Origin of the sequence: Mesorhizobium sp. M0496 (assembly GCF_040321205.1) — a bacterium.
GTDB lineage: Bacteria > Pseudomonadota > Alphaproteobacteria > Rhizobiales > Rhizobiaceae > Mesorhizobium.
Genome location: NZ_JAMYRC010000039.1, coordinates 49,381 through 60,118, shown reverse-complemented (window position 1 = coordinate 60,118; position 10,738 = coordinate 49,381). Strand labels below are relative to the sequence as shown.

12 protein-coding genes are annotated in these 10,738 nt (G+C 63.5%); 6 read left to right on the top strand and 6 right to left on the bottom strand.

Annotated features, from left to right (window positions below; all coding sequences use genetic code 11):
- Positions 1–84: 84 nt before the first annotated feature.
- The 3 genes from NKI73_RS26525 to rpmB all read right to left on the bottom strand — a co-directional run bounded on the left by NKI73_RS26525 (position 85) and on the right by rpmB (position 1,959).
- A complete protein-coding gene (locus NKI73_RS26525; protein WP_352634017.1) occupies positions 85–762 on the bottom strand; it encodes a spermidine synthase in 678 nt (225 codons plus the stop codon).
- Between the two features lie 59 nt (positions 763–821).
- Entirely contained in the window at positions 822–1,502 is a 681-nt protein-coding gene (locus NKI73_RS26520; RefSeq protein WP_352634015.1) for a queuosine precursor transporter, read from the bottom strand.
- Between the two features lie 160 nt (positions 1,503–1,662).
- Positions 1,663–1,959 carry a 50S ribosomal protein L28 gene (rpmB, locus tag NKI73_RS26515; RefSeq protein ID WP_023757258.1) on the bottom strand — a complete coding sequence of 99 codons (297 nt, stop codon included), beginning with the start codon at positions 1,957–1,959 and terminating at the stop codon, positions 1,663–1,665.
- 257 nt (positions 1,960–2,216) lie between these two features.
- Here rpmB and NKI73_RS26510 point away from each other — a divergent pair, with 257 nt between their 5' ends.
- Genes NKI73_RS26510 through NKI73_RS26500 form a run of 3 tightly spaced genes read left to right on the top strand, consistent with a single transcriptional unit; the run spans position 2,217 to position 4,603 of the window.
- Positions 2,217–3,005, top strand: coding sequence for a DUF3108 domain-containing protein (locus NKI73_RS26510; RefSeq protein WP_352634013.1), 789 nt, complete (start codon positions 2,217–2,219; stop codon positions 3,003–3,005).
- Between the two features lie 33 nt (positions 3,006–3,038).
- Positions 3,039–3,932, top strand: coding sequence for an aromatic amino acid exporter YddG (yddG, locus tag NKI73_RS26505; RefSeq protein WP_352634012.1), 894 nt, complete (start codon positions 3,039–3,041; stop codon positions 3,930–3,932).
- Positions 3,929–4,603, top strand: a complete 675-nt coding sequence (locus tag NKI73_RS26500) for a lysoplasmalogenase family protein (protein WP_352634010.1) — start codon at positions 3,929–3,931, stop codon at positions 4,601–4,603. The genes yddG and NKI73_RS26500 overlap by 4 nt, the downstream gene beginning before the upstream one ends.
- On the opposite strand, the gene NKI73_RS26495 is transcribed toward NKI73_RS26500, so the two are convergent.
- Positions 4,600–5,028 carry a cupin domain-containing protein gene (locus NKI73_RS26495; protein WP_352634009.1) on the bottom strand — a complete coding sequence of 143 codons (429 nt, stop codon included), beginning with the start codon at positions 5,026–5,028 and terminating at the stop codon, positions 4,600–4,602. The two genes, NKI73_RS26500 and NKI73_RS26495, sit on opposite strands and share 4 nt — an antisense overlap.
- Before the next feature lie 12 nt (positions 5,029–5,040).
- Positions 5,041–5,808, bottom strand: a complete 768-nt coding sequence (gene gloB / locus NKI73_RS26490) for a hydroxyacylglutathione hydrolase (protein ID WP_352634007.1) — start codon at positions 5,806–5,808, stop codon at positions 5,041–5,043.
- Between the two features lie 177 nt (positions 5,809–5,985).
- Between gloB and NKI73_RS26485 the strand changes: the two genes are divergently transcribed.
- From NKI73_RS26485 to NKI73_RS26475, 3 genes are all read left to right on the top strand, one after another.
- A complete protein-coding gene (locus NKI73_RS26485) occupies positions 5,986–6,774 on the top strand; it encodes a class I SAM-dependent methyltransferase (protein WP_352634005.1) in 789 nt (262 codons plus the stop codon).
- Positions 6,775–6,913: 139 nt separating this feature from the next.
- Positions 6,914–8,740, top strand: coding sequence for an ABC transporter ATP-binding protein/permease (locus NKI73_RS26480; protein ID WP_352634003.1), 1,827 nt, complete (start codon positions 6,914–6,916; stop codon positions 8,738–8,740).
- Between the two features lie 85 nt (positions 8,741–8,825).
- The gene (locus NKI73_RS26475) at positions 8,826–9,629 is read left to right on the top strand and encodes a DUF1194 domain-containing protein (RefSeq protein WP_352634001.1); all 804 of its coding nucleotides are present in this window, start codon (positions 8,826–8,828) and stop codon (positions 9,627–9,629) included.
- A gap of 67 nt (positions 9,630–9,696) precedes the next feature.
- Here NKI73_RS26475 and NKI73_RS26470 read toward each other — a convergent pair whose 3' ends face one another.
- Positions 9,697–10,632: a glycosyltransferase family 2 protein gene (locus NKI73_RS26470; protein WP_352633999.1), complete on the bottom strand. Its 936-nt coding sequence runs from the start codon at positions 10,630–10,632 to the stop codon at positions 9,697–9,699.
- Positions 10,633–10,738 lie beyond the last annotated feature (106 nt).

Sequence of the window (10,738 nt, the reverse complement as noted above, 5' to 3'; positions counted from 1 at the left end):
TGGTGGGCGGGGGCGGGGGGGGCGGCGCGGAGCCGCGCCACCGCGCCCTCCCCCTCCCCGCCCCGGGTTGGGGGGGTCGACTGTTCACCGTGAGCCGTTGGTCGCTACCCAGATGACATGGCGCGCGCCTCGCTTGCCGTTGGCACGTATATTGACCTCCTCGACCGCGAAGCCGGCTTGCTTCAGCCGCCGCGTGAAGCCGCTGTCGGGGCCTTGCGACCACACCGTCAGCACGCCGCCCGGCTTGAGGGCGCTGCGCGCGGCACTGAGGCCCTGCAGGCTGTAAAGCGCATCGTTGGATTTGTGGACGATGCCTTCCGGGCCGTTGTCGACATCCAGGAGGATGGCGTCCCAGGCTGCGGGCTCAGACCGTATCAGCTGCCCGACATCCGTCTCCCGGATGCTGACGCGCGGATCGTCGAGACAGCCGCCAAAGATCTCCGCCATCGGGCCGTGTGCCCAGGCGACGACCGCCGGCACCAACTCCGCGACGACGATGCTGGCATCATTGCCGAGTTCAGCGAGTGCGGCGCGCAGCGTAAAGCCCATGCCGAGCCCGCCGATCAGGATCCTTGGCCGCCGATGGCCGGCGACGCGCGCGCAGGACAGCTTTGCCAGTGCTTGCTCGGAGCCGCTGAGGCGGCTGTTCATCAGCTCGTTGCTGCCGAGCATGATCGAGAATTCTGACCCGCGCCGCTTGAGGCGAAGCTCTTGTGCGCCGTCGGGTGTCCTAGCAGAGTCTAGCTGGACCCACGGGATCATGATCTTTGTCCGACCATGATCTTTTCCGAAAACCGGGTCCCACTTTTCGGGATCATGGTTTAAGCCGCGACTGCCGGTTGACTCCAGCGGGTGGCGAGCAGCCGGTAGGGGATGAGCGCGACGACGGCGATGATCAGCTTCACCGAGAGATCGCCAAGCGCCCAGGAAATCCAGCGCATGCCATCGACATGGAAGACGCCCATCAAAGGTGCGGTTTCAAGCGCAAAGCTGTCGTTCGGACCGGCGAAGGCAAACGCGGCCGAGAACGCGACAGTGAAGAATACGGCGGTATCGAACACCGATCCGACCAGCGTGCCGACGATCGGCGCCCGCCACCAGCTCTGCTGGCGCAGCCGGTTGAAGACGGTCACATCGAGCAATTGCGCGCTGAGGAACGCCGCGCCGGACGCCGCCGCGATCCGCACCAGCCGGCCGGCGGCGGTCTCGAATTCGATCAGGCCATGGCGGAACAGGAAGGGCGGGACAAGGATCGAGCAGATCACCGCCGTCATGAAGCCGACAAAGACGATCCTGCGCGCCACGGTGGGCCCGTAGCGGCGGTTGGCGAGATCCGTGACCAGGAAGGAGAAGGGATAGGTGAAGGCGCCCCAGGTCAAAAGGTCGGCCAGCGACAGGCCGCTGATCTGGCCCTGCATCGGGAATTGCACGAGAATGTTCGACGCCACGACGACAAGCGCCATGGCGGCCACGAATGGCAGGTATCGCGAGAAGGAAGGCATTTTTTTATCCTGGGTAATGGAACCAGCGGAGCATCATGTCCATCCGGGCGATGCTCGCTTCGTATTTGAACATCGGATTGCCGAAACCTTGCGGGTTCGATCCGATGCTTAAGGCCAACAAGAGGTGGCCAGGGCGGTCGTCCCCCGCCTTAAAACGATGTCAGGCGGCGACCTGCTCGGCGATCTTCTTGGCGATCTGCTTCTTCAACAGACGGGCGCGCTGCGACAATTCCTTGACGTCGGCCTTGGCCAGGAAGGCGTCGAGACCGCCGCGATGTTCGACCGAACGCAGCGCGTTGGCCGAAATGCGCAGGCGCACATTCTGGTTCAGTGCTTCCGAAATCAGCGTCACGTTGACGAGATTCGGCAGAAAGCGACGCTTGGTCTTGTTGTTGGCGTGGCTCACATTGTTGCCGGACATGACTGCCTTGGCAGTGAGTTCGCAGGTGCGGGACATTGTTCTAACCTTCAGTTCTCGGGGTCTGCCAAACCTTTGTGCCCACGCCGGGTGGCGCGCGGTTCTGGTCAGGCGGCCTTATGGAAAAAGTTGGCGTTCCATAGTTGCATTTCGCCGGGGCGTCAAGCTCCGGCTTCCCCACGGACGCGCCCGGCATTTCATATTAAGGCCGGAATTCATCCTATAAGCGGTCTGATAGGGACATGCCAGACCGGAGTTGCCCGCCTCCGGCCGAAAATCAAGGACCCGATCCCGCCATGTTTCGTTCGTCTCATGCCCTTGCTGCCTTGCTTGCCATTGCCTTGCCGTCCGCCGCTTCTGCTGCCTCGCCACAGTCGTTCAAGGGTGAGTACACGGTGTCGTTCCTTGGCCTTTCGATAGCGAAATCAACGTTTTCCAGCCGCTATGAGAACGGCGCCTACGCGATCGATGGCAGCGTCAGCGCGGCAGGGCTGGCCAAATTGTTCGACGACACGCGTGGCACGATCTCGTCCAAAGGCACGATTGCGGGCAAGAAGATGGTGCCGCAGGCGTTCCGTGCCGACTACACCTCCGGCAAGAAGGCATCGGTGGTCGATATCCGCTTTGCCAATGGCGCGGTCACCTCGACTCAGGTCACCCCGGCGCCAGGCAAGCGCGACCCCAAGAGCTGGGTGCCGATCAGTGCCGGCGATCTGGCGTCGGTGCTCGATCCGATGGCCGCCACCGTCATCCATGCCGACAGTCTCGATCAGGTCTGCGGCCGCACGGTGAAGTTCTATGATGGCGAGATGCGCGCCGATCTCACACTGACCTACGCTTCGAAGGGCACGATCTCGGTGCCGGGCTACAAGGGCGACACCATTACCTGTCGAATGGGCTTCGAGCCGGTGGCGGGTTACCGCAAGGGCCGCAAGGCGCTCAATTATCTCAAGAACCGCAGCCGCATGATGGTGACGTTTGCACCGCTCGGCCAAACCGGCATATATGCGCCGATCCACGCCACGGTGGGCACGCAGATCGGCACCTTGACCATCAGCGCCGGGCGTTTCGAAGCGGTACAATAGGCCAGGCGCCATACGCGCGCCACTGGAGACGGAATGGGGCGCGCAACACTGATCGGCTTTTCGGCGGTCGCCATGTGGGCGCTGCTGGCGCTACTCACCGATGCGTCCGGCCAAGTGCCGCCGTTCCTTTTGTCGGCAATCACCTTCTCGATCGGCACCGGCGTCGGGCTCGTCGCGCGACTGTTCATGCCAGCACCCGACAAGGGCCAGAAAATCCCTCGCCAAGTCTGGCTGATCGGCATTGCCGGCCTGTTCGGCTACCACTTCTTCTACTTCACCGCGCTGCGCAATGCGCCGGCGGTGGAGGCGAGCCTGATCGCCTATCTGTGGCCTTTGTTGATCGTGCTTGGCTCGGCGCTGATGCCGGGCGAGCGCCTGGCCTGGAACCATGTCGTCGGCGCGCTGCTCGGCCTTGCAGGTACCGTGCTGATCGTCACCAAGGGTGGTGGGCTGGCCTTCGATGCCCGTTACACCTTCGGCTATGCCATGGCCGCCGTCTGCGCCGTGCTGTGGTCGTCCTATTCGCTGTTGTCGCGGCGCTTTCCGTCGGTGCCGACCAGCATCGTCACCTGGTTCTGCGCGGCGACCGCGGTGTTGTCGCTCGCCTGCCACTTGGCGCTGGAACAAACCGTGCTGCCTGACGGCGCCGGGCAGTGGCTGGCCGTGCTCGGCCTTGGCCTGATGCCGGTCGGGGCGGCCTTCTACGCCTGGGACGTCGGCGTCAAGCGCGGCAACATCCAGGTGCTGGGCGCCGCAAGCTACGCCGCACCGCTGTTGTCGACGCTTGTGCTGATCGCGGCCGGTGTCGCCGAGCCGTCGCTGCGCATCCTCGCTGCCTGTGTACTCATCACCGGCGGCGCGGCTCTGGCGGCAAAGTCACTGTTCCTGCGCAAGCCGGCAGCAGCCGAAAGCGGAGCCGGGGCATGACGATGCCGTTTGCCGGCGGCATCGACGCCAATGCCAATGCGACGCTGATCTTTTCGCTGGCGGCGGCGGTGATCTACGCGTTCACGCTTGGCATGCCGCCGACGCTCGCCCGTTCGGCGGCAAAGACGCTTGCCGTGGCGATGCTTGCCGTGTTGGCGGTGCTGCAAGGTGGTCCGCTGCTGCTGATCGCCGCGCTCGCGCTCAGCGCCGTTGGCAATGCCTTTCTATCGCGCGACGGTGAAAAGGCGTTTCTCGGCGGGCTCGCCAGTTTTCTCCTCGCGCACGTCGTCTATATCGTGCTGTTCCTGCGCACTGGCGGCGGCTTGGAATTGCTGGGCGCCGAATCATGGCGAGGGGCAATCGCGCTGGCCATGGCGGTGTTTGCGGTCGTAATGCTGGCGGCGCTCTGGCGCCGCGTCGGTCCCGGCCTGCGTGTCCCGATCGCCGTCTATGTCGCTGCGATCCTGGCGATGGGCGTTTCGGCGCTGACGACAAGCAGCGCCTGGATTATCGGCGGCGCCGTGCTGTTCATGGCATCGGACGGGTTGCTAGCCACGGAGAAATTCCTGGTGGCCGCCATTTCGCCGCACCGCGCCTGGATGCGCTTTGCCGTATGGGTGCTGTACTATGCCGCTCAACTCGCGATCACGCTCGGATTCTTGCTAAGTTAGGATTGTCCAGGCTGCCAGCCCGGCTCGGCCAGCTCAAAGGCGGCGAACTCAAAGCCCGGCGCGACGGTACAGCCGACCAGCGTCCATTCACCCAGGCTGCGCGCCGATTGCCACCAGCCTGCCGGGACGACGATCTGCGGCCGCTCACCGGCTGCGAGATCGATGCCGAGCACCTGCTCTATAACGGCGCTGCCTTCTTCCCACACCGAGAGCGCCAACGGGGCGCCGGCATGGAAATGCCAGACCTCGGCGGCGTCCTTGACCCGGTGCCAGGCCGAAACCTGATGCTGTTCCAGCAGGAAATAGATCGCGGTCGAATGGCCGCGCGCACCGCTGGCGTCATCGCGAAAGGTCTCCGCGTACCAGCCGCCTTCCGGATGCGGCTTCAGGCCGAGCGTCGCGATGATTTCGGCGGAGCTGGTCATGGCCCGAATGCTCTAGAAATTGTCCTTGCGCTTGCGGATTTCGGCAAAGACCTCGGCGTCCGAGGCTTTCTCCAGCCCAAGATGCTTGCGGATCGCCGGATCGTGCCAGCGCAGGAAGGGATTGGTCGACAGTTCCTCGCCGATCGTCGTCGGCAGCGTCGGCTTGCCGGCGGTACGCAGTGCCTCGATTTTGGCGGCGCGTTCCTTCAGCGCCGAATTGGTTGGATCGACGGTCAGCGCGAAACGGGCGTTGGAGAGCGTGTATTCGTGGCCGCAATAGACGACCGTTTCAGCCGGAAGCGCCGCCAGCTTCTTCAGCGAATCATACATCACCGGCGGCTTGCATTCGAACAGGCGCCCACACCCCAGCGCAAACAGCGTGTCGGCAGTGAACGCCACTTTCGATCCAGGAAAATAGTAGGAGACGTGGCCGGCTGTGTGGCCGGGCGTTGCGATCACCTCGATCTTTTCATCGCCAAGATGGAGAACCGAGCCGTCTTCGACGGTTTCGTCGATGCCAGGAATCTTGGCTTTTTCCGCTTCCGGGCCGACGATGCGCAGCTTGAAGCGCTGCTTCAGCGCCAGATTGGCCTCGACATGGTCGGCATGATGATGCGTGGTCAGGATCATCGTCGGCGTCCAGCCGGTGCGCTTGAGCGCGGCCAGGATCGGCGCTTCCTCGGGCGCGTCGATGATCGCGGTCTGGCCGCTTTTGGGGTCATGCGCCAGCACGCCAAAATTGTCGGTGCGGCACATGAACTGTTCGATTTCGACCGGCATCGCATCTCTCCATTATCGCCGCAGACATAGGGCGCTGGCGTTCGGATGTCATCCCGGATGTTGAGCAACATTCGGGATGTTGGACAACATCCCGGAATGTCGAATGTCATTCCCGGAATGTCGGGCTCGTCGAGGCCTTTTGTTGAAACCCGACGATATCACGGCTACATCCCTGCCATGCACTCCGACATCGTCGATCTTCGCTCCTTTTATTCGACAACGCTCGGCCGGTTCGCCGAGCATTCGATCACCATGGCGTTGTCGTCGATATGGGCAGCCGTGCCCAACGAGCGGCTGGTCGGCCTCGGCTACACCTTGCCTTGGCTGGAGCGCTTCGGCGCCGATGCCGAGCGGGTCTTCGCCTTCATGCCGGCAACGCAGGGCGCGGTGGTGTGGCCGGCGACGGGACCCACGGCGACGGCATTGGTCTTCGACGAGGAATTGCCGCTGGTCGATTCCTGCATCGACCGCATGCTGCTCGTCCATTCGCTCGAACATGTCGAGAACCCGCGTGAGACGCTGAACGAGATCTGGCGTGTGCTGTCGCCGGCAGGCCGAGTGGTCATCGTCGTGCCCAACCGGCGCGGCGTCTGGGCGCGCTTCGAGCACACGCCGTTCGGCAATGGCCGGCCTTTTTCGCGTGGACAGCTCACTGAATTGCTACGCGAGGCGAATTTCACGCCCGCGTCCTGGTCCGATGCGCTGTTCTTCCCGCCATCGCGGCGGCGCTTCATGATGCAGTTCCACAATGTGCTTGAACGCGCCGGCCGGCGGCTGTGGCCGATCTTTTCCGGGGTCATCGTCGTCGAGGCGCAGAAGCGGCTCTATCAAGGCGTGCCTGTCGCCCAGCGGGCCTCGCGCCGTGTCTTCGTGCCGGTGCTGTCGCCGCATGGCGCCACCCGGCTTGGCCGTCGCAATGAGGCCGGGGACATCAAGCCATCGGTTGCACGGGTGACGGCTTCGTGATCACGGCAAGAGTGCCCGGCGTCGTTTCCCCGCCTATCTGTCGCAAGTGGACTGACGGCCCATTTGGCAGCCCATTTGAACGACGGATACCTTCAAGTCTCTCCAACCGGTTTCAGCACTGAACGCAAGGACCTCGGCCATGGCTGATCAACCGGACTATGCCGCCACCGTTCAGCAGGTTGCCGTGGCGGTCGAAGCCAGCAGCCTGAGCGATCAGGTGGCGACGATCAGGCGAGCGCTGGCGGGATCGCCGGTTCGCAAGTGGTTGCTCTGGACATCGGTTGGCATCATGGCCGTGATCATCGCAACGTCGATCGGCCAGGTTTTGCTCAACCGCTGGAATCAGCCTTTCTACGATGCGCTCGCGCGCCGCGACATGGCGGCCTTCCTGCACCAGCTTCTCGTCTTTGCGGCAATAGCCGGTGGACTTCTGGTGCTCAACATCGGCCAGACCTGGCTCAACCAGATGATCAGGCTCAAGCTGCGCCAAGCGCTGACGCTGGACCTGATCGACCAGTGGATGAGGCCGGCGCGTGCCTTCCGGCTGGCCAATGCCGGCGCCATCGGCGTCAATCCCGACCAGCGCATGCAGCAGGATGCCGCGCATCTTTCCGACCTTTCGACGGATCTCGGCGTCGGCCTGCTGCAGTCATGCATCCTGCTCGTGTCCTTCGTCGGCGTGCTGTGGGAGCTGTCCTCGGGCTTCGTCTTCCACATCGGCGGAACCTCGCTGGCTATACCGGGCTACATGGTCTGGGCCGCCATCCTCTATGCCGGCACCGCCTCCTGGCTGAGCTGGCTGGTCGGACGCCCGCTCATCAGCCTCAACAGCGACCGCTACACGCGCGAAGCCGAGCTGCGCTCCTCGATGGTGCGGGTCAACGAGAATGTCGATGCCATTGCATTGTACCATGGCGAGCCCGACGCCAGGCGACGGCTCGAACTCGACCTCGGTACGGTGCTGGGCGCCATGCGGCGCATCTACAGCGCCCAGATCAACCTGGCCTGGGTGACCGACACCTATGGCTGGATCACCGTCGTGGCACCCATCCTGGTCGCCTCGCCGGTCTATTTCTCAGGCGATATCAGCTTTGGCGGCCTGATGATGGCTGTCGGCGCCTTCAACCAGGTCCATTCGTCGCTGCGCTGGTTCATCAACAACATCGGCAGCATCGCCGATTGGCGCGCAACGCTCATGCGCGTCGCCGACTTCCGCATCGCGCTTAATGAAACCGATGTGCTGCACGACACGGAAAAGCGCATCGCCTTCGACGAAAATCCCAATGGCAGCCTGACTTTCGAGAAGCTCGAAGTGGCTTCGCCGGAGGGCTGCACTAGGCTCGCCGACCAGCATGTCGAAATCCGCCCCGGCGAGCGCGTCATAATCACCGGCGACCGGGGTGCCGGCAAGACGCTGTTCTTCCGCGCCATTGCCGGCCTGTGGCCATGGGGAAGCGGACGGATCAGCCTGCCGGCGGGGGAACCCCCACTATTCGTGCCGCGCGTCCCTTATTTCCCGGTCGGTACGTTGCGCGAGGTGCTTGATCATTCTAATGGAGCTGCGCCGGCGAGCGATGCCGAGATTTCGGCGGTGCTCGCCGAGGTCGGTCTCGAGCGGCTGTCGTCGTCGCTCGACCGCGCCGGGCGCTGGGACCACGAGTTGGGCGATGACGAACAGCGCTCGCTGGCCTTCGCCAGGCTCGCCTTGCGGCAGCCTAAATGGGTGATCATCGATGAAGCGCTGGATGCGTTCGACGGCCCGTCGCTAAGACGCGTGCTGTCGATGCTCGAGAAGCGTTTGCCGGGGACCGCGATCCTCAACATCGGGCGCGGCCTGCACAACGATCACTTCTTTTCGCGCGCGTTGACGATCGTCAAGGATTCCGGTGCGCCGGCTCTGAAGCCCGCCCGCATCAGGGCCGGCGCGATCGAACCGCCGCCAGTCGCCGCTCGCCGCAAGGCATAGGCCGATGTCGGCTTACCGGTGCCAAGCTTTATTTTGCCGTGATCGCGAGTGAAGCTCCCGGGGAGAAACAACCCTGGCGACGGCCATGCTTGATGCTCTGCGCCTGCTTGTCTGTCTTGCCTGCGCCCAGGCCGCTCCCGCTGCCTCGCCGCCGGATGCGCTGGCCGTCGACGTCGAGCTTGTGCTGGCGGTCGACATCTCGCTGTCGATGGACGAGAAGGAGTTCGCCCTGCAGCGCGCCGGTTATGTCGAGGCGCTGCGGCATCCCGACTTCATCGAGGCTGTCCGCGCCGGCGCCAAGGGCCGCATCGCGCTCGCCTATTTCGAATGGGCCGGCACGGTGCGCGACGACGCAGTCATAGGCTGGCAGATCATCGACAGCGCCGAGAGCGCCAACAGCTTTGCCGACAAGGTTGCGGCCCGCCCGTTCCGCAGCTTCCGCGGCACGTCGATTTCCGGTGCGCTGGCCTTCGGCACCGAGCTTTTCGACCGCATTTCTTTCGAGGGCGAACGCAGCGTCATCGATATTTCCGGTGACGGTCCGAACAATATCGGGCCGCCTGTCACCGCGACGCGTGATGCGGCGACCGCAAAAGGCATCGTCGTCAATGGCCTGCCGATCCTGATCAGCCCATCGCCCACCTTCAATCATCTCGACCAGTATTATGCGCAGTGCGTGACCGGAGGGCCCGGTTCCTTCGTGCTTCCGATTTATGCGGCCGCCGAATTTTCGACGGCCATCCGGCGCAAGCTGATCCTCGAAGTAAGCGGCGTTCAGGACAAGGCGAGAATCATCACCGTCGACGCGGCGACGCCGATAGACTGTCTGCAAGGCGAGCGGGACAGGCGGTTCCTGTCCGATCCGTATTTTCCGGAACTCGACCGGTGAGCCGTGCCGGGACTTGTCGTGAACGTCGTTGTCCCAAAACCGCTGGACACGTTTGGGCGACATGCAACTAGGCCGGTCGGGCGCCAAACTTGTCGCGGAACTCATTGTAGAGATCGCGGCGCCAGCGCCGGCCGTGGACATAGCCGTGCATCAGCTCCGACAGCGAGTAGCCGAGCGCTTTCGACGAGCGGTTGGCCATGTAGCCCTCAAATGCTTGAGGTATCCGGCCTCTGAGGATATCGGCGATAATCTGCCGCGAAATCATGTAGGGCGGAATGTGCGGGTAGGCGTCGGCAATATGCGGATGTTTGCCCATCAGGTTCGCATAGGCTTCGACATAGCCGTTACGGCAGCCCGAAATCGAGTTTTCCGAATTGTATTTTGTCCAGTCGATGTCCTCGGATAAACGCGCGCCATGGCGGCGCGCTAGCCGCAGCAGCAATTCCCGGTCCTGCATCCGGGTGATGTCGCTGTCATAGCCGCCAATGCCCAGCAAGGCCTCGCGGCGGGCGGTTATCGCGGAGCCGGCGATGAAGATCGTTTGCGCTACCAGCGTCCGTTCCAGCATCGTCGGGCTCACGAATGCATCGCGGTTGACGCAATTGGTGGCGCGGTTGCCCTTCAGGGAGACAAAAGAGCTGATCAGCACCTGAAGTGTGGGATTGTCATCGAAGCAGGCCAGGGTCCGTTCAAGCCGGTGCGGCAGGTAGACGTCGTCCGAATCAAGGAACGTCACCACGGGCGCCCGCGCTCGCTCGATGCCGGCATTCCTGGCGGCGTTGGCGCCTCGCCATTTCGCGCCGACATAGATCAGCCGCGGATCTTGAATGCGGGCGAGCGCCGCCTCGGTTCCATCGGTCGAGCCATCGTCAACGACAATATGCTCAAGCCTTGGCATGCTCTGGGAAAGCACGCTTCCCACGGCGCGCAACACTGATTCGCGCCGGTCGTGGGTCGGCGTTATGACCGTGATGAGAGGTGTCGGTTCGATGATCCCGGCCATGTCGTGTCAGCTGTTTCCTGCGCAGGGTTGCGCGTCTATCCAGGACTTTTCGATTTTCAGAACGGTCGAATGGATCGGACTTTCCTTTTCGCTACACCTCATAGTC

What these genes read in the sequence shown, in the direction of transcription:
- NKI73_RS26480 (WP_352634003.1), top strand. Translation starts at nt 6,914, where the DNA reads ATGGCTGATCAACCGGACTATGCCGCCACCGTTCAGCAGGTTGCCGTG.
- gloB (WP_352634007.1), bottom strand. Translation starts at nt 5,808, where the DNA reads ATGCCGGTCGAAATCGAACAGTTCATGTGCCGCACCGACAATTTTGGC.
- NKI73_RS26510 (WP_352634013.1), top strand. Translation starts at nt 2,217, where the DNA reads ATGTTTCGTTCGTCTCATGCCCTTGCTGCCTTGCTTGCCATTGCCTTG.
- yddG (WP_352634012.1), top strand. Translation starts at nt 3,039, where the DNA reads ATGGGGCGCGCAACACTGATCGGCTTTTCGGCGGTCGCCATGTGGGCG.
- rpmB (WP_023757258.1), bottom strand. Translation starts at nt 1,959, where the DNA reads ATGTCCCGCACCTGCGAACTCACTGCCAAGGCAGTCATGTCCGGCAAC.
- NKI73_RS26495 (WP_352634009.1), bottom strand. Translation starts at nt 5,028, where the DNA reads ATGACCAGCTCCGCCGAAATCATCGCGACGCTCGGCCTGAAGCCGCAT.
- NKI73_RS26520 (WP_352634015.1), bottom strand. Translation starts at nt 1,502, where the DNA reads ATGCCTTCCTTCTCGCGATACCTGCCATTCGTGGCCGCCATGGCGCTT.
- NKI73_RS26470 (WP_352633999.1), bottom strand. Translation starts at nt 10,632, where the DNA reads ATGGCCGGGATCATCGAACCGACACCTCTCATCACGGTCATAACGCCG.
- NKI73_RS26500 (WP_352634010.1), top strand. Translation starts at nt 3,929, where the DNA reads ATGACGATGCCGTTTGCCGGCGGCATCGACGCCAATGCCAATGCGACG.
- NKI73_RS26485 (WP_352634005.1), top strand. Translation starts at nt 5,986, where the DNA reads ATGCACTCCGACATCGTCGATCTTCGCTCCTTTTATTCGACAACGCTC.
- NKI73_RS26525 (WP_352634017.1), bottom strand. Translation starts at nt 762, where the DNA reads ATGATCCCGTGGGTCCAGCTAGACTCTGCTAGGACACCCGACGGCGCA.
- NKI73_RS26475 (WP_352634001.1), top strand. Translation starts at nt 8,826, where the DNA reads ATGCTTGATGCTCTGCGCCTGCTTGTCTGTCTTGCCTGCGCCCAGGCC.